The sequence below is a fragment of the Paracoccus thiocyanatus genome, from assembly GCF_900156255.1.
GTDB classification, from domain to species: Bacteria; Pseudomonadota; Alphaproteobacteria; order Rhodobacterales; family Rhodobacteraceae; genus Paracoccus; species Paracoccus thiocyanatus.
Genome location: NZ_FTMK01000039.1, coordinates 1 through 19999 on the forward strand (window position 1 = coordinate 1; position 19999 = coordinate 19999).

25 protein-coding genes and 4 pseudogenes are annotated in these 19999 nt (G+C 62.1%); 20 read left to right on the plus strand and 9 right to left on the minus strand.

What is annotated here, in order from left to right; all coding sequences use genetic code 11:
* Positions 1-263 (minus strand): transposase (locus tag F3H32_RS16730; protein ID WP_188128703.1); only part of this gene is annotated, 263 nt, incomplete at its 3' end.
* Between the two features lie 45 nt (positions 264-308).
* Positions 309-1034: a dicarboxylate/amino acid:cation symporter gene (locus F3H32_RS16735; RefSeq protein WP_188128704.1), complete on the minus strand. Its 726-nt coding sequence runs from the start codon at positions 1032-1034 to the stop codon at positions 309-311.
* A 182-nt stretch (positions 1035-1216) separates the two neighbouring features.
* Here F3H32_RS16735 and F3H32_RS16740 point away from each other — a divergent pair, with 182 nt between their 5' ends.
* Positions 1217-1639, plus strand: coding sequence for a hypothetical protein (locus F3H32_RS16740; protein WP_149766810.1), 423 nt, complete (start codon positions 1217-1219; stop codon positions 1637-1639).
* A gap of 267 nt (positions 1640-1906) precedes the next feature.
* On the opposite strand, the gene F3H32_RS16745 is transcribed toward F3H32_RS16740, so the two are convergent.
* Both F3H32_RS16745 and F3H32_RS16750 read right to left on the minus strand, forming a co-directional pair.
* The gene (locus tag F3H32_RS16745) at positions 1907-2200 is read right to left on the minus strand and encodes a hypothetical protein (RefSeq protein ID WP_149766811.1); all 294 of its coding nucleotides are present in this window, start codon (positions 2198-2200) and stop codon (positions 1907-1909) included.
* 519 nt (positions 2201-2719) lie between these two features.
* Positions 2720-3310 (minus strand): annotated as a pseudogene (locus F3H32_RS16750) (tyrosine-type recombinase/integrase); the annotation flags it as partial.
* A gap of 14 nt (positions 3311-3324) precedes the next feature.
* Here F3H32_RS16750 and F3H32_RS18200 point away from each other — a divergent pair.
* The 16 genes and pseudogenes from F3H32_RS18200 to F3H32_RS18205 form a co-directional block, all read left to right on the plus strand.
* Positions 3325-3417, plus strand: a pseudogene (locus tag F3H32_RS18200) (IS66 family transposase); the annotation flags it as partial.
* Positions 3418-3453: 36 nt separating this feature from the next.
* Positions 3454-3642 carry a transposase domain-containing protein gene (locus F3H32_RS16755; protein WP_394349629.1) on the plus strand — a complete coding sequence of 63 codons (189 nt, stop codon included), beginning with the start codon at positions 3454-3456 and terminating at the stop codon, positions 3640-3642.
* A gap of 116 nt (positions 3643-3758) precedes the next feature.
* Positions 3759-3983, plus strand: coding sequence for a hypothetical protein (locus F3H32_RS16760; protein WP_149766812.1), 225 nt, complete (start codon positions 3759-3761; stop codon positions 3981-3983).
* 41 nt (positions 3984-4024) lie between these two features.
* Positions 4025-5224, plus strand: coding sequence for a transporter substrate-binding domain-containing protein (locus F3H32_RS16765; RefSeq protein ID WP_223191515.1), 1200 nt, complete (start codon positions 4025-4027; stop codon positions 5222-5224).
* Between the two features lie 86 nt (positions 5225-5310).
* Complete coding sequence (urtB, locus tag F3H32_RS16770; protein ID WP_149766814.1) at positions 5311-6180, plus strand: urea ABC transporter permease subunit UrtB; 870 nt, start codon at positions 5311-5313, stop codon at positions 6178-6180.
* Positions 6181-6192: 12 nt separating this feature from the next.
* A complete protein-coding gene (urtC, locus tag F3H32_RS16775; RefSeq protein WP_149766815.1) occupies positions 6193-7293 on the plus strand; it encodes an urea ABC transporter permease subunit UrtC in 1101 nt (366 codons plus the stop codon).
* Positions 7294-7295: 2 nt separating this feature from the next.
* Positions 7296-8024: an urea ABC transporter ATP-binding protein UrtD gene (gene urtD / locus F3H32_RS16780; protein ID WP_149766816.1), complete on the plus strand. Its 729-nt coding sequence runs from the start codon at positions 7296-7298 to the stop codon at positions 8022-8024.
* Between the two features lie 3 nt (positions 8025-8027).
* The gene (gene urtE, locus F3H32_RS16785; protein WP_149766817.1) at positions 8028-8729 is read left to right on the plus strand and encodes an urea ABC transporter ATP-binding subunit UrtE; all 702 of its coding nucleotides are present in this window, start codon (positions 8028-8030) and stop codon (positions 8727-8729) included.
* A gap of 49 nt (positions 8730-8778) precedes the next feature.
* A complete protein-coding gene (locus F3H32_RS16790; RefSeq protein ID WP_149766818.1) occupies positions 8779-9822 on the plus strand; it encodes an aliphatic amidase in 1044 nt (347 codons plus the stop codon).
* 78 nt (positions 9823-9900) lie between these two features.
* Positions 9901-11025, plus strand: a complete 1125-nt coding sequence (locus F3H32_RS16795; protein WP_149766819.1) for an AAA family ATPase — start codon at positions 9901-9903, stop codon at positions 11023-11025.
* A 15-nt stretch (positions 11026-11040) separates the two neighbouring features.
* The gene (locus F3H32_RS16800) at positions 11041-12201 is read left to right on the plus strand and encodes a transporter substrate-binding domain-containing protein (protein ID WP_149766820.1); all 1161 of its coding nucleotides are present in this window, start codon (positions 11041-11043) and stop codon (positions 12199-12201) included.
* Between the two features lie 3 nt (positions 12202-12204).
* Entirely contained in the window at positions 12205-12807 is a 603-nt protein-coding gene (locus F3H32_RS16805) for an ANTAR domain-containing response regulator (RefSeq protein ID WP_149766821.1), read from the plus strand.
* Between the two features lie 61 nt (positions 12808-12868).
* Entirely contained in the window at positions 12869-13222 is a 354-nt protein-coding gene (locus tag F3H32_RS16810) for a DMT family protein (protein WP_149766822.1), read from the plus strand.
* A 284-nt stretch (positions 13223-13506) separates the two neighbouring features.
* On the plus strand, positions 13507-13689 hold the full coding sequence (locus F3H32_RS16815; protein ID WP_149766823.1) for a hypothetical protein: 183 nt from the start codon (positions 13507-13509) through the stop codon (positions 13687-13689).
* Positions 13682-15094 carry an amidase gene (locus tag F3H32_RS16820; protein WP_149766824.1) on the plus strand — a complete coding sequence of 471 codons (1413 nt, stop codon included), beginning with the start codon at positions 13682-13684 and terminating at the stop codon, positions 15092-15094. Before F3H32_RS16815 ends, F3H32_RS16820 begins: the two co-directional genes overlap by 8 nt.
* Before the next feature lie 342 nt (positions 15095-15436).
* Positions 15437-16663 (plus strand): annotated as a pseudogene (locus F3H32_RS18205) (type IV secretory system conjugative DNA transfer family protein); the annotation flags it as partial.
* Between the two features lie 118 nt (positions 16664-16781).
* Here the strand turns inward: F3H32_RS18205 and F3H32_RS17995 are convergent.
* Genes F3H32_RS17995 through F3H32_RS16845 form a run of 3 tightly spaced genes read right to left on the minus strand, consistent with a single transcriptional unit; the run spans position 16782 to position 17892 of the window.
* Positions 16782-17408: a hypothetical protein gene (locus tag F3H32_RS17995; protein ID WP_223191516.1), complete on the minus strand. Its 627-nt coding sequence runs from the start codon at positions 17406-17408 to the stop codon at positions 16782-16784.
* A complete protein-coding gene (locus tag F3H32_RS16840) occupies positions 17405-17590 on the minus strand; it encodes a hypothetical protein (protein WP_149766825.1) in 186 nt (61 codons plus the stop codon). Before F3H32_RS16840 ends, F3H32_RS17995 begins: the two co-directional genes overlap by 4 nt.
* On the minus strand, positions 17587-17892 hold the full coding sequence (locus F3H32_RS16845) for a zinc ribbon domain-containing protein (RefSeq protein WP_223191517.1): 306 nt from the start codon (positions 17890-17892) through the stop codon (positions 17587-17589). The genes F3H32_RS16840 and F3H32_RS16845 overlap by 4 nt, the downstream gene beginning before the upstream one ends.
* Before the next feature lie 172 nt (positions 17893-18064).
* On the opposite strand from F3H32_RS16845, the gene F3H32_RS16850 reads away from it, so the two are divergent.
* The 3 genes from F3H32_RS16850 to F3H32_RS16860 all read left to right on the plus strand — a co-directional run bounded on the left by F3H32_RS16850 (position 18065) and on the right by F3H32_RS16860 (position 18927).
* The gene (locus F3H32_RS16850; RefSeq protein WP_316703008.1) at positions 18065-18268 is read left to right on the plus strand and encodes a helix-turn-helix domain-containing protein; all 204 of its coding nucleotides are present in this window, start codon (positions 18065-18067) and stop codon (positions 18266-18268) included.
* Positions 18269-18334: 66 nt separating this feature from the next.
* A complete protein-coding gene (locus F3H32_RS16855; protein ID WP_149766828.1) occupies positions 18335-18658 on the plus strand; it encodes a type II toxin-antitoxin system RelE/ParE family toxin in 324 nt (107 codons plus the stop codon).
* Positions 18655-18927, plus strand: coding sequence for a helix-turn-helix domain-containing protein (locus F3H32_RS16860; RefSeq protein WP_149766829.1), 273 nt, complete (start codon positions 18655-18657; stop codon positions 18925-18927). Before F3H32_RS16855 ends, F3H32_RS16860 begins: the two co-directional genes overlap by 4 nt.
* A gap of 196 nt (positions 18928-19123) precedes the next feature.
* Here the strand turns inward: F3H32_RS16860 and F3H32_RS16865 are convergent, their stop codons facing one another.
* Positions 19124-19666 (minus strand): RNA-dependent RNA polymerase family protein, encoded by a 543-nt coding sequence (locus F3H32_RS16865; protein WP_149766830.1) that lies wholly within the window; start codon positions 19664-19666, stop codon positions 19124-19126.
* A 49-nt stretch (positions 19667-19715) separates the two neighbouring features.
* A pseudogene (locus F3H32_RS16870) lies at positions 19716-19999 on the minus strand (IS5/IS1182 family transposase); the annotation flags it as partial.

Consider the following 19999-nt stretch of genomic DNA (forward strand, 5'->3'; position numbering starts at 1 on the left):
CAGTCCAGACCAGCCATCTCGAGGATGCTGGCGACCATTCCGGTCGTTTGCCGAAGCGGCAGGCCGAAGAGCACCTTGATCATCAGACAGAACTGGATGGCGGCGTCGGAGAAGACCGGCGGACGTCCGGGCTTGCCTGCCTTCGGCGCAAGCCAGTCCATGTCCCGGTCTAGCCAGACGAGCAGAGATCCGCGCCGCTTCAGCGCGTCGTTATAGGATTTCCAGTTGGTCGTACGGTAGCGGGCAGGTTCGGGCTTGCTCATGGCAGGCTCTTAACCCACCGGATTCACGCCGTGAATCCCGGAAGCTCATGAGTTCTGCAACAACGCTTGCGCCATCAGCCCGAAAACCGCGAAAGGTGCCAGAAACATTGCCCATTTCACGATGTTCATCGAGATCGACAGCAATGCGTCCATCAGGGCCAGGAACGGCGCGGCGCGCTTGGCTTGAACCTGGGTGACAGAAACACCGACCAGCAGCGCCAGCACGACGACAGCCAGCATATCGCCCTGCACGATCGACGCGGTGGGGTTGGTCGGCAGTATATTGACGATCATGTCCGGCAGGGCGGCTGGTGCCTCCTGATCCGGCACCTCCGGTATCGCGGCGCTCACGTCCGGCAGGGCCGCATCAGCCGGCCCCGACGCAAACCCGGCAAGCCCCTCGCCGGGTTCGAGCCACTGGGCCAGCATCACGCCGATCGTCGCCGCAACCGTCGTTGTCGACAGGATGAAGGCTGCCAGACGCAAGCCGACCGAGCGCAGTTCTTCGCCCGATCCGGCCCCCGAGAGTCCCCCCACGATCGACGAGAAGATTAGCGGAATCAGGACCATCGCGATCAGCGCCAGGAATATCTTGCCGGGCAGCGCCAACCATATCCCGATCACCTCGGCGGTGTCCGGATGAACCAGCCCCGTTGCCTCGCTCAGCAGCAGGCCAAGGCCGAAGCCCAAGATCATCCCGGCCATCACCTGTGCCCAGAGCCTTGACGTGATCCAGACCCGCAGCTTGAAACGCTGCTTGGCGATCTGCATCGGGGGATCTTGTGTGCGCTGTGTCATGGCACGCGCATAGCATGGCTCGATGTGAAGGTTAACTCGCACTCGGCAAATGGGAACTTTTCAAAAAGCAGGTGCCCAAACCTCCCTGGCGGAGCCGAGCTGATATTATCTCCGTCTGGTTTAAAGCCGTCGGATATTGAGCTAAACCGACCAGCATGCAAAGCGCGCTCATTCTTCTGGTCATCGTTGCCGTCGCCGGTGTCCTGATCCACCCGCGGCTGTCCGGATCACGGCTCTGGCTCGCGACCATCACGCCGCTCGCCTCGATCATGGGAAGCGGATTTCTGATCCTGGGGCCGATTCTGGAAGACCTCTATGGCTATCTTGCGCCCGGCGTTATGCTGGCGCTTTGCGCGGGTGCCTATCTCTTTGGTGCCGCGATCCGCGCCAACATGGTCACGATCGAACGCGCGTCAGGATATCGACCGCGCGTAGAGCGCCGTCTGGAGACGTTGGCATCCTGGTCACTGGCGTTCGCCTATGTCATCTCGGTTGCCTACTACCTCAACCTGTTCGGGGCTTACCTCGGCGTCGAACTGGAGGATGCGCTCGCGATTGCAGAGTCGGTAGAGATTTGAGCGCCTGGGGCCGGTCCGTCGCGGCCGGCCCTGAGCAGTCGTTGGCCTATCTCGCAGCGAAGGTCGGCTCCGAGCCCGAAGTGTAGAATGCTGCGTCATGGATGGATGTCCGCTAACGAAGGACAGCCAAAAACCTTCAACAACCACTTGGGTTTTGAACAGGGTTTTTGGCAGCGTCAAAAGGGGCCGTTTCTGCCTGTGCCAAAAATGAGCGTTAAAGACCGTACGCGCCGCATTAGGGTCGAAACAATCGCGGGGATGCCCCACTCATTCGATGGAGCGACCAAAGACTACGATCAGCGAGGCCAGAACGCATGCGGCCCCGAAGATGGCCAGTCGCGGCCAGTCGCGGTCGCGCAACGCACCCATTGTCGCGATCGCAGATTGCAGAGCATAATAGAGCGCAAAGGCGCGCGACGCGTAGCTGATGATTTGAAAGACGTTAGTCGTCCAGGTCAGCACCAGTCCGGCTGCCACCAGCACCACATAGGCCTGGCGTGTGGTGATCCGGCCCTTCGCCAGCTCCTCGATCAGCCCGCCCGAGCCGCTGGTATCGGCCACGGCAGCGCTGAGCTGCGCGCTGAGCGCCGCCGCGACCAGAAGAAGAGGCAGGATGGGGGCGACGATCTACATCGCGGCGGTGATTGCGGTCTCGTCCAGCGGCATCGTACCGCGTGGCAGGGAATAGGCGAGAAGAAAAATATAGATCATGTAGATCGCGGTGGACATTCCCTGGGCCAGTCGCATCGAGCGGATGCGCGTCGCCACGTCATAGCTGGCACCCAGGTAGCGCGACGTCTCGAACCCCTGAACGGTGACGATCAGGCCGAAAGCAAGCGTCACACCGCCCCAGCCCGTGACTGCCACGGGATTGAAAAACAACTCGCCCACCGTCGCCTGGCGCGCGAAATACAATGCGAGGCCAAAAAGCAGGCCTGCGATGATGGCAAGTTTGATGCCGACCGACACCTGTTCCAGCCGCTCCAGCCCGGAAAAACCGCGCGTCCAGCCGGTAAGCAGGATCAAAAGGAAAATCGCGCTGGAAAGAACCCGCGCATGGAAGGTGTCGGCTACCGGCGTGAGGCTGACGCCGAAACGCACGGTGCTGTCCATCTTCGTATGGCCAAGCAATAGCTGCACTGCTCTAAGATTGCCGGTCTTCCGATAAATCTGCGCAACCTTAGTGCGGCGCATGGAATGGGTGCCGTAGGCGCTTGGCTCGAGACCGATGGAGGTCACCCAGTCCCGGACGAGGCGAGCATACTGCCGTGTTGAGATATGCCGCCGTTCGTGGAACCGTCCCGGCCAGAGATGCTCCGACCCGACCATGAGCGGGGCATCCAGCCAGGCTGCGATTGCTTTCCGGGTACCTTCGGTGACCTCGAAGCTGACAGGCCTTCTTGTCTTGCTCTGAACGATCGTAGCGCGGTGCTTGACCTGACCCGCTGCATAGAGGTCGGCGACCTTGAGCCGCACCAGGTCGCAGCCACGCAATTTGCTGTCGATGGCAAGGTTGAAGAGCGCCAGTTCTCTGGTGCGATGCGCGATTTCGAGTCGGACCCGGATCGCCCAGACATGCTTCGGTTGCAGCGGACGTTTTTGACCGACGATGCGCCCTTTGTTCCAAGCGGGGCGGCAAGCACGGATTGCTGGTAGGTTGGCGGTAGACATGGCGGTTCGTCTTCGATGGCCGGCTCGAGATCGACAACAATCCCGTCGAGCGCTGCATGCGGCTGATCGCCCTGGCGAAGAAGAACTCGCTCGGTGCCGGTTCGCATGAGGCGGCGCAGGTTTGGGCGACCTACTATACCCTGATCGAGAGCGCCCGCCTGAACCGGGTCAATCCGCGCGCCTACCTGAACTGGGTGGTCGAGGAAATCGAGCGCACCGCCGGCGAGATCGACTATAGCCTGCTGATGCCCTTCCATGCGCACCCGTGCCAAGCCTTTGCGCACGGCGCCTTCAGGCCAGTTCGGTCGACTTGTCCACCTGGCGGCCGCTGAGCCGCGACACTGACCGGCGATGACTTCCGCACAGCAGATCGACCGCGCCGATTTCAGCGGGGCCTGAACGCCGAAGTGACGATCGGCAGGAGGCCGGAGCAGTCCGAAAACCAACCGTGGTTGACACAAAAAAGCCGGGTTTCACCACGTCGCCGGTGACGCAACGAAATATTTTTCTTGCATCGAATCTATTTCTTGCGAAAGATTGCGTCGAGCTCAACAGCGAGCTTGTCCGAGATATACGAGCAAGATGGCTCTCAATCGCAGCGTTTGCTGTGGCTGGGGGCCATTTTTTTTGTTTGCTTGATGTTTTGAACGCCAATCAGGGAGAAGAAAAATGAAAAGACGGGAATTCTTGGGACGCGCCGGCGCTGTCGGCACAATGGGACTGGCGGGCGGGCTATCGGCACCGGCCCTGCTGAGCGGAGTGGGCCGCGCCTATGCAGCGGGGGACGACATTCCGGTGGGGCTGCTCTTTTCGCTCACCGGCGCGGTGGCGGTGGTGGAACACACGCTGCATGACGCCGCGCTGATGGCGATCGAGGAAATCAACGCTGCTGGTGGCATCCACGGCAAGCAGCTGCGCCCGATCATCGAAGATCCGGCCTCGGATCCGGCCACCTATGCCGACCGGGCGCGGCGCCTGATGATCCGCGACAAATGCGTCAGCGTGTTCGGCTCCTACACGTCGTCCAGCCGCCAGGCGGTGTTGCCGGTGGCCGAGCAGCGCAACAACCTCTACTGGTATCCGACGCTCTACGAGGGGCGGGAGTGTTCGCGCAACGTGATGTATGGCGGTGCTCTGGCCAACCAGCAGCAGGATATCCTGATCCCCTGGCTGGTCGAGAACTACGGTCCGCGGTTCTACATGATCGGCAACAACTACGTCTATCCCAAGGAAGAGAACAACTATTGCAAGACCTTGCTCAAGGACCTGAGCGGCGAGGTCGTGCATGAGGAATATGTGCCGATGGGGCATTCCGATTTCTCGTCGGTGCTGAACCGCATCCGTGCCGAGGAACCGGACGTGATCTTCTCGACGCTGGTGGGTGATTCGGACGTGGCCTTTGCCCGTCAGTACCACGCCGCCGAGCTGAACCCCGAGAAGATGCCGGTCGTCAGCCTGACCCGGTCCGAGATCGAGGTGAAGGCGATCGGTGGCGAGGCGGCAGCAGGCCACTTCTCGTCGGCGCCCTATTTCATGGGGCACGAGTCGCCCGAGAACGAGAAATTCGTCGAAGCCTACAAGGCGCGCTACGGCGCCGATGCCGTGACGCATTTCGTCAACGAGGCCGCCTATTTCCAAGTCTACCAGTTCAAGAACGCGATGGAAAAGCTGGATCCGGCCGATGTCAGCCCGCCCAATATCCGCGATGCGGCGGTAGGCATGTCGATGAAGGCACCGCAGGGCGAGATCCTGATCGACGAGAACCTGCACACGCATCTGTGGCCGAAAGTGGCCCAGTGGCAAGCCGATGGTCAGGCCAAGGTGATCCTGCAATCCGAGGAACGCGTGGCGCCCAAGCCCTACGCTGCCTATCCGGGACAGGAATGCACCGGCAAAGGTCTGGTCAAGACCTGAGCCACCGGGCGCACCCCGCCTTAATACCGAAAACCCAACAGTGTCCGGCTCGTATCCCGAGCCGGACCAACGGAGGGATGTGTCCGATGGACGTAGTCTTTAACCAAGTCTTTGCCGGACTGAGCTTTGCCTCGATCCTGCTGATCATCGCGCTGGGCCTGGCCATCATTTACGGCACGATGGGCGTGATCAACCTGGCACATGGCGAATTCGTGATGCTGGGCGCCTACGCCACCTGGGCGTTGCAGAGCTTCGCCGGAATCGGCGTGGTCACGGCGCTGCCGCTGGTGTTTGTGGCGGTGGCCGCGGTGGGCTGGATCATCGAGAAGGGCATCGTGCAATGGCTGTATCACCGGCCGCTGGACACGATCCTGGCGACCTGGGGGATCGGCATCATCCTGCAACAGGCGATCCGCATGGGCGTCGGCGCGGAATCCAAATTTGTCAGGGGGCCGGACTGGCTGTCGGGCAATATCGAGATCGGGACGCTGGTGATGTCGAACTACCGCATCTTCGTGATCGTCTTCTCGGTGGCGGTGCTGACCGGAACATGGCTGCTGATGACGCGGACCGAGTTCGGCATGAAGCTGCGTGCCGTCATCCAGAATCGCGGCATTTCCGAATGCTACGGGATCGAGGCCAAGCGGGTCTATTCCGTCACCTTCGCCTATGGCGCGGGACTGGCCGGGATCGCCGGCGCGCTGATCACGCCGCTGTTCAGCACCATTCCCACGATGGGTACGGGGCTGGTGGTGGATGCGTTCCTGGTGGTGATCGCTGGCGGCCTGGGCAGCCTGGTGGGCACGGCCGCGGCGGCCATGCTGATCGGCGAGGTCACGGCGCTGTTCTCGATCGTAATCAACGACACGCTGGGGCGGATCGCGGTGCTTGCGGGCATCATCCTGCTGATCCGGTTCCGGCCGCGCGGCCTGTTCCCCGCCGACACCCGCCGCTGAGGAGGCCGGACGATGACCAACAAGCTTTCCTACGACATCATCGGGCTGGCGCTGTTCGCCGCGGTGATCCTGTTCGGCGTACCGGCCTTCTTCGGCTATGACGGGTTCGAGCTGAACACCTTCTCGCGCTATCTGAGCCTGGCGATCGTGTCGATGGCGCTGGCGCTGTCCTGGGGCACGGCGGGCCTTCTGAACCTGGGGCAGGCCGCGACCTTCGGCATGGGATCCTATGCCATGGCGATGCATCTGAAGCTGAAGGCCAGCGGCGAGGGACTGCCCGATTTCATGGGCTGGAACAATGTCGAGACGCTGCCGGCGCTCTGGGTGCCGTTCCATTCGCTGACCTTCACCCTGCTGGCCGGTCTGCTGATCCCGGCGGCGGTGGGCGGGCTGATCGCCATCTTCATGTTCCGCGCGCGCATCGCGGGGGTGTTCGTGGCGGTGATCACGCTGGCCTTCCTCGTGGCGTTCCAGCTGCTGGTGATCGAGCAGCAGGGCTTTACCGGGGGGCAGAACGGGCTGACCGGGCTGGCGCAGCTGGAGCTGTTCGGCTGGACCGTCGATATCTATGCGACGTCCTTCTACTATCTGGTGGGCATCTGCCTGATGGTGGCGCTGACCGTCGGGCTCTATCTGACGCATTCCAAATTCGGGCTGATCCTGCGCGCCATCCGCGAGGATGCCGATCGGACGCGCTATTTCGGCTATAACGTGGCGAATTACCAGACGGTGATCTTCTGCATCTCGGCGGGGCTCGCCGGCTGGGCGGGGATGCTTTACGCCCTGGTGCTGGAGTTTGCCTCGCCCACCTACATGAGCGTGTCCTTCAGCCTGGCGATCGTCATCTGGTGCGCCGTGGGCGGGCGCGAGTCGGTGCTGGCTGCGGCTGCGGGCGCGATCTTGGTCAATCTGGCCGAGAACCGCCTGTCGGATGTCTTCGTCGAGGGCTGGCACATGATGCTGGGGGTGCTGTTCCTGCTGGTGGTCATGTTCATGCCGCGCGGCATCTACGGCGTGATCGTCGATGCGGGCCGCGCGTTGCGGCGCAAGGGCGGCGGCGACGCCGAAGAACCGGCCTATGACGCCTCCCTCAAATCCAAGCAGGAGGGCTGAGCATGGCACAGCTTGAAGTCAGGGATCTGCATGTCGTGTTCGGCGGCCTGCGCGCCGTGGACGGCATGACATTCGATGTCGAGAAGGGCGAGATCCTGTGTCTCTTGGGGCCGAACGGGGCCGGCAAGTCCACGACGCTGGATCTGATCTGCGGCAAGACCCAGCCCACGGGCGGCTCGATCCGCTTTCAGGAGACCGAGATCTCGCAGATGATGGAGTTTCAGCGCGCCCGTCTGGGCGTCGGGCGCAAGTTCCAGGTGCCGTCGGTCTACAAGGAACTGAGCGTGGCCGAGAACCTGTCGGTGGCGCGGTCGATGAAGCCGGGCATCTGGCATGCGCTGACCGCCCCGGCGGTGCGCCGCAGCAAGCGGATGCGCGAGATCCTCGATCTGGTGGGCCTGGCCGACAAGACCGAGGAACCCGCCGGCAACCTGTCGCATGGCGAGACGCAATGGCTGGAGATCGCCATGCTGATCGCGCAGGACAGCCGGCTGATCCTGATGGACGAGCCGACCGCCGGCATGACCATCCAGGAGACTGCCCGCACCGCCGACATCTTCCGTTCGCTCAGCGAGAACCACACGCTGATCGTGGTCGAACACGACATGTCCTTCGTGCGCACCGTGGCCGACCGCATCATCGTGATGAACCAGGGCACGTTGCTGGCCGAGGGGTCGATCGAGGAAATCGAAGAGAACGAAGCGGTCAAGACCGCGTATCTGGGGCATTGACCGATGGAACATCTCAGCGCAAGCAACCTCTATTCCTACTACGGCAAGAGCCCGGTCCTGCAGGGCGTGTCCTTCGATCTGAAACCGGGCGAGTTCCTGTCGGTGCTGGGCCGCAACGGCGTGGGCAAGACGACGCTGCTGAAAAGCATCATGGGGCTGACCGATTCCTGCCGGGGCGAGTTGAAGTTCGGGCAGACCGACCTTCTGAAATGCTCGACCCCGCAGCGGTCCCTGCAGGGCATCGGCTATATTCCGCAGGGGCGCGAGATCATCCCGCGCTTCACGGTCCGCGAGAACATCCTGATGGGCACCTTCGCGCGGGCCGACGGCAAGCGCGACATCCCCGACTATCTGTTCGACATGTTCCCGATCCTGCGCGAGTTCATCTCGCGCCGGGGGGGCGATCTGTCGGGCGGACAGCAACAGCAACTGGCCATCGCCCGGGCGCTGGCCATGGACCCCAAGATCCTGATCCTCGACGAGCCGACGGAGGGCATCCAGCCCAACATCGTCAAGCAGATCGAGGACGCGATCATCACGCTCAACCGCGAACGCGGTCTGGGCATCATCCTGGTCGAGCAGAACGTGCCTTTCGCGCGGGCTGCTTCTGACCGCTTCCTTGTGCTCGACAAGGGCCGCGTCGTGCTGAGCGGCACCTCGTCCGAGCTGACAGACTCCGTCGTGGAGGAACACCTGACGTTCTGAAGACGCAGGAACATGCCAACCAACCTCGCCAACAGGAAAGGAAAAGACAATGAGACACGGAGACATTTCCAGCAGCGACGATACCGTCGGTGTTGCCGTCGTGAACTACAAGATGCCCCGGTTGCATACCCGGGCCGAGGTCCTGGAGAATGCCGAGAAGATGGGCGAGATGATCCAGGGCATGAAACAGGGCCTGCCCGGCATGGATCTGGTGATCTTCCCCGAATACAGCCTTCAGGGCATCATGTACGATCCTGACGAGATGATGGAAACGGCCGTCACCATCCCCGGAGACGAGACCGAGGTGTTTGCCCGCGCCTGCCGCAAGGCCAACGTCTGGGGCGTGTTCTCGCTGACCGGCGAGCGCCACGAGGAGCACCCCAAGAAGACACCCTACAACACCCTGATCCTGATGAACAACAAGGGCGAGATCGTGCAGACCTACCGCAAGATCCTGCCCTGGTGCCCGATCGAGGGCTGGTATCCGGGTGACAGCACGCATGTTGCCGAAGGGCCCAAGGGGCTGAAGATCAGCCTGATCATCTGCGATGACGGCAACTATCCCGAGATCTGGCGCGATTGCGCGATGCGGGGCGCCGAACTGATCGTGCGCTGCCAGGGCTACATGTATCCCGCCAAGGAACAGCAGATCACCATGGCCAAATGCATGGCCTGGGCCAACAACTGCTATGTCGCGGTGGCCAATGCCGCGGGCAATGACGGGGTCTATACCTATTTCGGGCACAGCTCGATCATCGGTTTCGACGGGCGCACGCTGGGCGAATGCGGCACCGAGGAGATGGGCATCCAGTACGCACAGCTGTCGGTGTCGCAGATCCGCGACGCGCGCAAGAACGACCAGTCGCAGAACCACCTCTTCAAGCTGTTGCACCGCGGCTATACCGGCATGCACAACTCGGGCGATGGCGACAAGGGCGTGGCGGATTGCCCGTTCGAGTTCTATCGCAACTGGGTGAACGACGCCGAGAAGACCCGCGAGCAGGTCGAGGCTTTCACCCGCGAGACGATCGGCGTCGCGCAATGCCCGGTGGGCAGCCTGCCCACGGGCGCCAAGGAAAGAGAGGCCGGCTGACAAGCGGTCCCGTGACGCGGCGCGGCGCCCTTGCGGCGCCGCGCCAACCGCCAGCACCATCCCGAAGGAACCCAGCATATGCCATTCATGACCGACCGCTTGCAGGCCGTGCAGCGCGAGAACCAGCTCAAGAGCGCGCTGGCCGACGAGAACACAGCCGCGATCAGCCATGCCAATGGCAAGACCGGGGCGAGCTTTCTCAACTCGCGCTTTTCCTTCGACATGGGCGTGGTCGAGCGCGAATTGCGCGCCTCGATCATCGGGCAGGACGACGCCATCGCCGAGGTTCTGGAGATCCTCAAGGTCGTGCGCGCCGATATCGGCGACCCGCGCAAGCCGCTGGCCTCGCTGCTGTTCTGCGGCCCGACCGGGGTGGGCAAGACGGAAACCGTGCGCACCATCGCGCGCGCGCTTTATGGCGATGCGGATGCGATGTGCCGGATCGACATGAACACGTTGGCGCAGGAACATTACGCGGCCTCGTTCACCGGTGCGCCGCCGGGTTATGTGGGGTCGAAGGAGGGCACGACGATCCTCGATCAGGAGAAGATCGAGGGCACGCGCAACCTTCCGGGGATCGTGCTGTTCGACGAGCTGGAGAAGGCCAGCAACGAGGTGGTGCTGGCGCTGCTCAACGTGTTCGACAACGGCATCCTGACGGTGGCCTCGGGCGAGCGGACGTTCTCGTTCCGCAACGCGATCATCTTCATGTCCTCCAACCTGGGCGCGCGCGAGCTGATGGAGCTTCAGGAGGGGCGGCCGGGGCTTCTGGCGCTGCTGAAGGGGCAGGGCGGCAAGGACCGGCGGACCCGCGCGCAGGACATCGTGATGAAATGCCTGCTGGACCGTTTCCCGCCGGAATTCGTCAACCGGATCGACCATGTGGATACGTTCAACTGGATCGGCCGCGAGACCGTGCCGCGCCTTGTCGAGGTCGAGCTGGAACGCCTCAACCGGCGGCTGCGCAAACATGACGTGAGCCTTGCCATATCGGACGCGCTTCGCGATTTTCTTTCCGAGCAGGGCTATGATAAGCGGTTCGGCGCACGCGGGCTGCGACGCGCGATGCGGCGGCATCTGGAATTTCCCCTTGCGACCTATCTGCTGGAGCCCGGCACCGCGGCCGGCCTGTCCGGCAGCGGCGGCACGCTGAGGCTGTCGGCGGACCGGGAGGGGGACGGTGTCGTCTTTCGGTATGATTGAACAAGGATGGCCAAGGTGAGCAGTGACGACAGCTGGAAGATCGGGATCCTCTTTTCAACGACGGGTGTGACGTCGATCATCGAGCAGTCGCAGCTGAACGGCACGCTTCTGGCCATCGACGAGATCAACGCCGCGGGCGGGGTGCGCGGCCGGCCCATCGCGCCGGTCAGCTACAACCCCGATTCGGTGGTGTCTTGCTATGGCGAGATGGCCGAGAAGCTGATCGTCGAGGACCGGATCACGGCGCTGTTCGGCTGCTACATGTCGTCGTCGCGCAAGGAGGTGCTGCCGGTGGTCGAGCGGCGCAATGCGCTGTTCTTCTATCCCACGCTCTATGAGGGGTTCGAATATTCGCCCAACGTGATCTATGGCGGCGCCACCCCCAACCAGAACAGCGTGCCGCTGGCCAATCACCTGATGAACAATTTCGGCAAGCGCATCTTCTTCGTCGGATCGGACTATATCTATCCGCGCGAATCGAACCGCGTGATGCGCAACGTGCTGCGCCAGGGCGGCGGCGAGGTGCTGGGCGAGCGCTATTATGATTTTGACGCCGATACCGCACAGTTCGCCCGGATCGCCCAGGAGATCGTCGATCTGAAACCCGATGCGATCTTTTCCACCGTGGTGGGCCAGATGTGCATCGACTTCTACCGCGCCTATCATGCAGCGGGCGGCGACGGGCGCGTCTGCCCGATCGCCAGCCTGACCACGAACGAGGCCGAGATCGCGGCCATCGGCGCCGGGGCGGCAGTGGGCCACATCACGGCGGCGCCCTATTTCCGCACCATAAATTCGCCCGCCAACCGAAAGTTTCTGAAGGCCTACAAGCAGAAATTCGGTACAGTGCGCGACGTCACCAGTTGCTGCGAGGCGGCCTATTGCCAGATGCACATGTTCGCCGCCGCCCTCGAAGAGGTGGGCGAGATGGATACCGACCGCCTGCACGAGGCGTTGCTGGGCGCCAGTTTCGACGCGCCGCAGGGCCATATCAAGATCGATCCGGACAACAACCACACCTATCTGCAATCGCGCATCGCCCGGGTGGACGAGCGGGGCGAGTTCGTCATCGAGAACAAGGTCCGCCGCGCCATCAAGCCCGATCCCTACCTGGTCTATCCGGGGATTCACGACTGGAGTTTCCGGACACAGAAGGTGGCCCAGACGTCAGCATGAGACATGAGTGACTTCATTCGAGATCTCAGGGATCTGCATGTCCTGGTCATCCATCAGCGGGACCGGGGTGCCGACGAACTGCTGCAGCAGGTCAACCGGATCGGCTGCAATTTCGAGAATGCCTGGCCCATCCCCGAAAGCCTGCAGAAAAAGTTCGACCTGGTGTTCATCGACGTCACCGACCAGACCGCGGGCCGGATCAAGTCCTTCCTGAACAGCGGCGAGGGCGGCCTGCCCACGGTGATCGCGCTGATCGGCTATGAAAACCCCTCGACGCTGGATCTGATCTTCGAGATCGGCGCGCATGCGGTGCTGACCAAGCCGGTGCGCGCCACGGGCGTGCTCAGCGCGATGCTGATGGCGCGCCGCACCTGGGCCGAGCAGCTGCGCTTTCAGAAGGACCTGTCGAAACTGCGCGACCGGCTGGACAACATGCAGAAGATCAACGACGCCAAGTTCATCCTGATGCGCCATCACGGCATCGACGAGACCGAGGCCTACGCGGTGATCCGCAAACAGGCCATGGCCAAGCGCACAACCACCTTCGAGATCGCCCAGTCGATCATCAACGCCGACGGCATCCTGCGCAACATAGGACAGGCATGACAGCCCGCCAGCCGACACCACCCCGCCGGCAAGCGTCAGACATTTCGAGCGGAGAGAGAACATGAGCCGTTCTTATGCGTATCTGTTGCCGGTTGCGCTTCTGATCATGTCCAACATCTTCATGACATTCGCCTGGTACGGGCATCTGAAATTCCACGGCAGACCCATCATCCTGATCATCCTGGTCAGCTGGGGCATCGCCTTTTTCGAGTACTGCCTGGCGGTTCCGGCCAATCGCATCGGCACACAGGTCTATTCCACGGCCGAACTGAAGGTCATGCAGGAAGTCATCACGCTCTGCGTCTTCGCGGTGTTTTCCGTCACCTATCTGGGCGAGAGGATCACCATCAATCATGCCGTCGGCTTCGCGTTGATTTGCACGGGGGCCTTTTTCGTCTTCCGGGCGCCGCTGTAGCGCGATTCGGGAAAGCGCCCGTTTATCGGCGCATCCTGGTGAAAAGTGCGCGGCGGCATCCTTGGGCGTCAGGCGCTGCCGCTGGGATTTCCGAGAAACACCATGTATTTCAATGGCTTGCGACCCTCCCGATAGATCTTGCTTTCCTGACCGAGTTGGGCAACGATATGTGCAGGCTCAGGATCGAGCCTGCACATATCGAGGCAAGAAAGCCTCCAAGATTTCCGGCAGGTCCGGTCATCTTGGAGGCTTTTTTTCGTTTCGTGCTAGAGGAGGAGGACACGATGAGTCTGCCAATCAAAGACGTACTTGCCGCAAAGGGTATCAAACCCTCGGCCGAACATCTGACGAAACTGGAGGCGAAGTGGAAGGAGTTCGAGGCCCTGAAGGGGTCGCTCGAAGGGGCCCATCTGGATGATTACGACATATCGCTGAAGAACATCGCAGGGGGGGATCACCATGGATAAGGATCTGCTGAAGAAGACGATGACCGAGGTCGCGGGCCTGATCAAGGACAAGAAAGTGTCCCCCGTCGAGGTCACCCAGAACCTTCTCGACTATATCGACGAGAGCAACAAGAAGACGAACGCCTATATCTCCGTCACCGCGGAGTCGGCGCTGGACAGTGCCAGGCAGGCCGAGAAGGAGATCTCGGCGGGCAATTACAAGGGCGTGTTTCACGGCGTTCCGCTGGCCTTGAAGGACAATATCTACTTCAAGAACGAAGTGACGACGATGGCGTCCAAGATCCACAAGGATTTCGTCTCGGAAGAGGATGCAACGGTCACCGAGCGGCTGCGCGATGCCGGGGCGGTGTTCACCGGCAAGCTGAACATGCATGAATATGCCTGGGGCATCGACAACAACAACCCGCATTTCGGCGCGGTCCACAACCCCTGGAACCCTGACCGGGTGCCCGGAGGATCGAGTGGCGGTTCAGGCGCGGCTGTCGCCTCGCACAGTTCCTACACGACGCTGGGAACCGACACGGCAGGGTCGATCCGCATCCCGTCTTCGGCCTGTGGCCTGGTCGGTCTCAAGCCCACCCATGGACGCGTCAGCAAGTTCGGCGTGTTTCCCCTGGCCTGGACGCTGGATCATGTCGGGCCGATGGCGAAATCGGTGGCAGACGCTGCCGCCATGCTGGCCACGATCGCAGGGTTCGACCCGCGCGACCCCACCTGTGCGAATGTGCCGGTCGGCGATTATACCAGCGGCCTGAACGGCCAGGTCAAGGGCCTGAAGATCGGCATCAACGAAGAGTATTTCTTCAAGAATGTCGACGGCCCGGTCGAGAAGCTGATCCGGGAACGGATTGCCGATCTGGAAAAGCAGGGCGCAACGGTCAAGAAGGTTTCCATCCCGTCGCTGCGCAATGCGGAATGGGTCGAACTGGCCACCAGCCTGTCCGAGGCATCGGCGATCCATCATCACGACATGCAGACCCGTCCAGAGGATTTCGGCGCCGATATCCGGTTCCTGTTCGAACTGGGCGAGTTGTTCACTGCGGTGGATTATCTGCAGGCGCAGCAGGCACGGCGTCAGCTGAAGGCCGAATTCGATGCCGCGCTGCAGGAGGTGGATGTCCTGATCGCGCCCACCCTGCCGTTCATTCCGCCGAATATCGGTGACGACAAGGTGAACATCAACGGCAAGCAGATGGATTTCATCGAGAACTGCATCCGCTTCACCGGGCCGAGCAACCTGACCGGCCTGCCGGCGATGACCGTTCCCGCGGGCCTGGGTGATGGCATGCCGGTCGGCCTTCAGATCATCGGACGGGCGTTCGACGAGGCCAGAGTGCTGAATGTGGGCAAGGCCGTCGAGGATATGAAGCCCATGGGCGACAAGAGCCCCGTGCTGGCCCCGTAAGGCGATTCTCAAGCGATGAAGGACATGGTCTGACCTGTCCGAACCTGCCCGGCCCTGGCAATCAGGGCCGGGCAGTCGTTTCTGAGGGTGGGCTGCCGGAGGATTTTTGCCCCGCCTGCGGTCAGAGGCTGACCCTGTCTTGCCTGATCCGTGAACGGCATCTTCTGCCCTCGTGCCGGGCCCCTGCAAGGACGCGCGTGGCTTTCCGCGCTTCGACCCGCAGAACTTGTTGCGATGCAGCCCACTGGCCACCGCTTGACGGGGGGCTGTCGGGCGCCTTGTCTAACCTCGCTGGATCACATCATCCATGGTTGAGATCAGCCTGTCTATCTGGTCGCGCAGGGCTTTATCCTCGGCAAGACAGGCCCGCCCAAGCGGACGGCACCGTTTTTGCTCTCCACGGTCTTTCCCCATGCCTTAATCGTGGCCCCCACGGGTCGCGGCAAGACCACGGGCTTTGTGATCCCGAACCTGCTGACCTATCAGGGCAGCACTGTGGTGCTCGACGTCAAAGGCGAGAACTTCGAGGCCACGGCGCGGCACCGCGTCGCGCAGGGGGACGCGGTCTTCCGCTTTGCGCCAACCGACTGGAACGATGGCCGCTCGCACCGCTACAACCCGCTTCTGCGCATCGCGTCGCTGGACAATGTCGACCGTCAGCAGATGGAGCTGCAGCTTCTGGCCTCGCTCTTCCTGCAGGCTGATAGCGACCGGGTTCAGGGGCTGCTCGATGGTGGCATCGATCTCTTCGTGGCCGCGGGTCTCTTGGCCTTCGAGCGCAAGCGGCCCACCCTGGGCGAGATTTACCGCATCACGGCCTCTGGCGGCGACAAGCAGAAGGAATATCGCCGCCGCGCCGATGAGGTGCAAAACCCCGCCGCCAAGCTGATCTTCATGCGTATGGCCTCAACCAACAACGACACGCTGACCTCCTACCTCTCGCTCCTGATGACCTCTGGCCTCAAGCAATGGGCCAACCCCGCCATCGACCGCGCCACGGCCACGTCGGACTTCGACTTCCGCGAGATCCGCCGCACGCCTTTCAGTGTCTATCTCGTGGTCGAGCCGCTGATGGTGAAGCCCTTGGCGCCGCTGATCCGGCTCTTCTTCTCCGACCTTGCCCGGGTGCGGGCGCGGTTTGTCGCAGAGCTGGTGAACCGTCATGCAAGACTGGTGGTGCTGAGGGCCTGGCTGGACGACGCCTCTGCCTATGGCCCGGCCCTGACGGAGACCGGACAAATCTGTCACAAGATCGCCGGGACGGCCGCCACCCTCGGCTTTCCCACGCTCGGCACCCAGGCAGGCGCGATCGACGATTTGATCACGAAAAGCCAGCAGGCGACCGAAACAGCCGCTCCTGACCTGACCGAGTTTGCCCATGAAGCCATTGCGATTCAGCTCGCTGCGGGTCTGCCAATGGGTCTCGCCAAACCGTGTCAGCACATCGTTCATCAGGATGGCGCTCAGGAGCAGCCCGGCTCCGGTGCTGATCCCGATGATCAGATGCACGATGGTCATGTCGCCGGGATGGGCGGTGCGCAGCTCAGCGTAGTTGCGGGCAATCATTAGGAAGTCGATCTCGGCGCCCATGCCATACCAGTGGAAGGCCAGGAAGGCCGAGGCCAGCGCATAGCCCAGGGCGGCGCCAAGCAGGGCAAAGCTCAGCACGCCGATGGCAATCCGTCCCTTACCCATGGCGCGGCCCTCCTTCGCTGTCGGTGTCGCCGTGGCGCTCGCGCTGCACCTCGATCTCTTCATTGGCGATCTCGTCGAGCACATGTTCCATGGCCGCACTCTGGGCCAGGGCGGCGTCGCTCTGCAGATAGGCTTTTGCCATGTAGAGCCGGTCCAGCCGGTCCTCGAGCACCTCCTCCAGCGCGTCGTCATCGCCGGTGGCCAGATCAATGGCACGTTCGTCCCCGATCCGCGCGTCGATCTCCTCGCGGAAGGCAAGCCGCTCGGCCTCATTGCGGAAGGGATCGCCGGCCGGATCATCGCGCATGCGGCTGAGCACTTCGGCCGCGGTCGGTGGCAGGTCGGCCACGTCAGCGTCCCGCGCGGCGCGGTCGGCCAGCGTGACGGTCACCGTACAGTTGTTGAAATCGCAGGTGCCGTTCTCGTCCAGGCCGTTTACCTCATCGGTGCGGCTGATCCAGATTTCATTCCCCCGCTGGCGGCGCGGGCTGACGTCCCCGGTTTCGTTGGTGAAGGTCCAGAACTCCGCCCCACCCTCTAGTGAGGCCTCAAAATACCAACTATCGGCCAGAGCCGGGCTGGCGAGCGCCATCATCAGGGCTGCAAGGCGTGCTTTCATTCGTCCAGATCCTCCGCTGGAATATCTACGCCCGCATCCGCCAGCGCCCGCGCGATCAGCTGGCTCATAGTCATATCGCGTCGCAGGGCCTCGATACGCAACGACTTGTGCGCCTCGGCGCTGAGGCTGATCGACGTGCGTTTGGGGCCGCCCATCTGCCGTTTGCGTCGCAGGCTGGTCATCGGAACCAGCTTTCCTGCATCCGGGGAATGAAGCGGTGCATCACCAGACCCGCAATGCCAAAGAACAGCATGAAGGGGCTGAGCAGCATGAACATGAAAAAGCCCACGCCCCAGTTGACCTGCCAAGAGCTGGTGGCCGCCGAGTAGCCGAGGGCGATGCCGATCAGGACCGCAATACCTGCGCCGATGAACATGACCTGCGCGGCACCCCGCCATCTTTCAGCCGACCACCCCGGCTTCAGGATGCCGCGCTGTGCGCCGCAGCTCGGACAGGTTGTCGCTTCAGCGTGAATCTCGCTCATGCAATGCGGACACTGTTGGGGCATCAATGAATCCTGAAATGAAAGATGCAAACACGTCGCGCCTGAAATAACCCGAAATGGGATATTATTCAATGCCTACTATCCGATTTCCGGATTTATTCGGAGACAGGATATGGGCAGAACCCTGCGGAGTCCGGGCCACCTTGCCCTGATGGCCGCCCTCAAGCAGGCGAGACTGGATGCCGGATTGACCCAGACAGAACTGGCCGGGCGCCTGGAGCGGCCGCAGTCCTTCGTTGCGAAGTACGAGAACGGGGAGCGGCGTATAGAAGTGGTGGAGCTGATCGAGATTGCCGCTGCAATGAATGCCGATCCCTGCAAGATCATACAGGCGGTGCGAGAAGCCGAGGGATGAAGACCAGCGCGCATACGACGTCATAGGCAGACTTGAAATTTATAGCGAATAGGGTATATAGCGGATATGAGATGGACGGTTGAGACACTCGATGCCGTTGACAACGAGATTGAGGCCCTGCCACCCAAGCTTCAGGCCCGGCTGCTGCGCTTGCTGGAGATGATCGAGAATGTCGGGCTTGAGCAGATCCACGAGCCGCATGTCAAACATCTTGACGGCAAGCTGTGGGAGCTACGTGCTAAGGCGCAGGAAGGCATTGCGCGGGGGATCTACGTCACGGTGACGGGGCGCCGTGTGGTAGTGCTGCACGTCTTCGTCAAGAAGTCGCCAAAGACCCCAAAGCCAGCCCTAGAGCTGGCGCGGGAACGGATGAAACAGGTGGAAACATGAGCAAGCTGACTGACCTGAAAGCGCACCTGATGGAAAACCCGGAGGTGCGGGAGGAATACGCAAAGGCCGACGCCGAGTTTTCCCTGATCGAGGACATGATCCGGGCCCGCATTGACGCAAAGTTGACCCAGGCGCAGCTGGCGGAGCGGATCGGCACTACGCAGTCCGCCATAGCACGGCTGGAAGGCGGGAAGGTATCCCCCTCGATTGCAACCCTGCGGCGCTATGCCGAGGCGACAGGGCATCAGTTGCGGGTGGGGTTTGAATAGGCGGTAAGGGCGGAGAGCCGCCTGACGGCGGCGCAGCATACCATGGGTCTCAGGACGCAGGAGCGGACGTTCGTCGCCGCAACGGCATGACCGGTGCCGAGCCAGTCACGAAGGGCGGAGAGCAGTCATTCGCCGCAGCTTGAATGAATGACCGGAATGGGGTCGAATCGGCGAACAGGTTGAACTTGCCACGTTCTCATAGCTTCTTAAGCATCTCAATTTCGCGGAGCGCTGCACGTTCAAAGCGTTTAATTTGCTGAGAGATTTTCTCGTCTCCCCCGAATGCGGCGGCGCTGCGGCGACCATAGGAGGAAAAATTTCTGACGATACGAAGCCCCTCTTTATCGCGCACCTTCAGATGCGTGAAGCGGCGGTACAGGCGCTTGGTGTGTGCCTTTGTGGACTTTCCAGAAGCGATGTTTCGCTCCGCGATCTTGCGAGTCCGTCGCATCGATCTTCGCATCTTCCGCCACTGGCGAGCGAGTGAGCTTTCTCGGATGGCTGGCCCGGATTCGTGCAGTGCGAAGCCGAGGTACTGAGCGGCTTTTCCCACGACCGCGCCCGTCCCTGTAAACTCGGTCCTTTCGGTTTTGTGCGGCGATATCTCGAGCTTCTCTGCCTTGATTAGTTCCATGATCTTTGCTTCGGCGACTGTGGCGTGAGTAGGGTCACAGATTACCAAGATGTCGTCCGAATACCGGCGATACATGGCGCCAATGCTATCGCAGTAGGTGGGCATTGTTGCAGAAGTCGGCTTCAGGACATGATGGCCCTTTCCCCAGCTGAGGTCAGGCCACGCGTTCGATCTCGGCGGTGCCGAGGGCGTTGAAGCGGTTCATCAGGGCGACGCGGATGTGGATCTCGGCTGTCTGGCGGTCGGGGTCCCTCGACGCGATCCGCTCGCCGAAGGATTTCAGATTCCTCATCCGGGCCTCGACCCGGCTGCGGACATGATAGCCGGACCACCTTTTCCAGATCGTCCGGCCGAGGCGCTGGGTTGCCCTCAGGATGTCGTTGCGGGCCAAGGCGGCGGGGCAATCTTCTTTCCAGAGGCGGCCATTTCTGCGGATGG

What these genes read in the sequence shown, in the direction of transcription:
- F3H32_RS16845 (WP_223191517.1), bottom strand. Translation starts at nt 17,892, where the DNA reads ATGAGCGAGATTCACGCTGAAGCGACAACCTGTCCGAGCTGCGGCGCA.
- F3H32_RS16805 (WP_149766821.1), top strand. Translation starts at nt 12,205, where the DNA reads ATGAGTGACTTCATTCGAGATCTCAGGGATCTGCATGTCCTGGTCATC.
- urtE (WP_149766817.1), top strand. Translation starts at nt 8,028, where the DNA reads ATGGAACATCTCAGCGCAAGCAACCTCTATTCCTACTACGGCAAGAGC.
- urtC (WP_149766815.1), top strand. Translation starts at nt 6,193, where the DNA reads ATGACCAACAAGCTTTCCTACGACATCATCGGGCTGGCGCTGTTCGCC.
- F3H32_RS16840 (WP_149766825.1), bottom strand. Translation starts at nt 17,590, where the DNA reads ATGACCAGCCTGCGACGCAAACGGCAGATGGGCGGCCCCAAACGCACG.
- F3H32_RS16740 (WP_149766810.1), top strand. Translation starts at nt 1,217, where the DNA reads ATGCAAAGCGCGCTCATTCTTCTGGTCATCGTTGCCGTCGCCGGTGTC.
- urtB (WP_149766814.1), top strand. Translation starts at nt 5,311, where the DNA reads ATGGACGTAGTCTTTAACCAAGTCTTTGCCGGACTGAGCTTTGCCTCG.
- F3H32_RS16865 (WP_149766830.1), bottom strand. Translation starts at nt 19,666, where the DNA reads ATGCCCACCTACTGCGATAGCATTGGCGCCATGTATCGCCGGTATTCG.
- F3H32_RS16860 (WP_149766829.1), top strand. Translation starts at nt 18,655, where the DNA reads ATGAGCAAGCTGACTGACCTGAAAGCGCACCTGATGGAAAACCCGGAG.
- F3H32_RS16810 (WP_149766822.1), top strand. Translation starts at nt 12,869, where the DNA reads ATGAGCCGTTCTTATGCGTATCTGTTGCCGGTTGCGCTTCTGATCATG.
- F3H32_RS16795 (WP_149766819.1), top strand. Translation starts at nt 9,901, where the DNA reads ATGCCATTCATGACCGACCGCTTGCAGGCCGTGCAGCGCGAGAACCAG.
- urtD (WP_149766816.1), top strand. Translation starts at nt 7,296, where the DNA reads ATGGCACAGCTTGAAGTCAGGGATCTGCATGTCGTGTTCGGCGGCCTG.
- F3H32_RS16815 (WP_149766823.1), top strand. Translation starts at nt 13,507, where the DNA reads ATGAGTCTGCCAATCAAAGACGTACTTGCCGCAAAGGGTATCAAACCC.
- F3H32_RS16820 (WP_149766824.1), top strand. Translation starts at nt 13,682, where the DNA reads ATGGATAAGGATCTGCTGAAGAAGACGATGACCGAGGTCGCGGGCCTG.
- F3H32_RS16850 (WP_316703008.1), top strand. Translation starts at nt 18,065, where the DNA reads ATGGCCGCCCTCAAGCAGGCGAGACTGGATGCCGGATTGACCCAGACA.
- F3H32_RS16765 (WP_223191515.1), top strand. Translation starts at nt 4,025, where the DNA reads ATGGGACTGGCGGGCGGGCTATCGGCACCGGCCCTGCTGAGCGGAGTG.
- F3H32_RS17995 (WP_223191516.1), bottom strand. Translation starts at nt 17,408, where the DNA reads ATGAAAGCACGCCTTGCAGCCCTGATGATGGCGCTCGCCAGCCCGGCT.
- F3H32_RS16855 (WP_149766828.1), top strand. Translation starts at nt 18,335, where the DNA reads ATGAGATGGACGGTTGAGACACTCGATGCCGTTGACAACGAGATTGAG.
- F3H32_RS16790 (WP_149766818.1), top strand. Translation starts at nt 8,779, where the DNA reads ATGAGACACGGAGACATTTCCAGCAGCGACGATACCGTCGGTGTTGCC.
- F3H32_RS16735 (WP_188128704.1), bottom strand. Translation starts at nt 1,034, where the DNA reads ATGCAGATCGCCAAGCAGCGTTTCAAGCTGCGGGTCTGGATCACGTCA.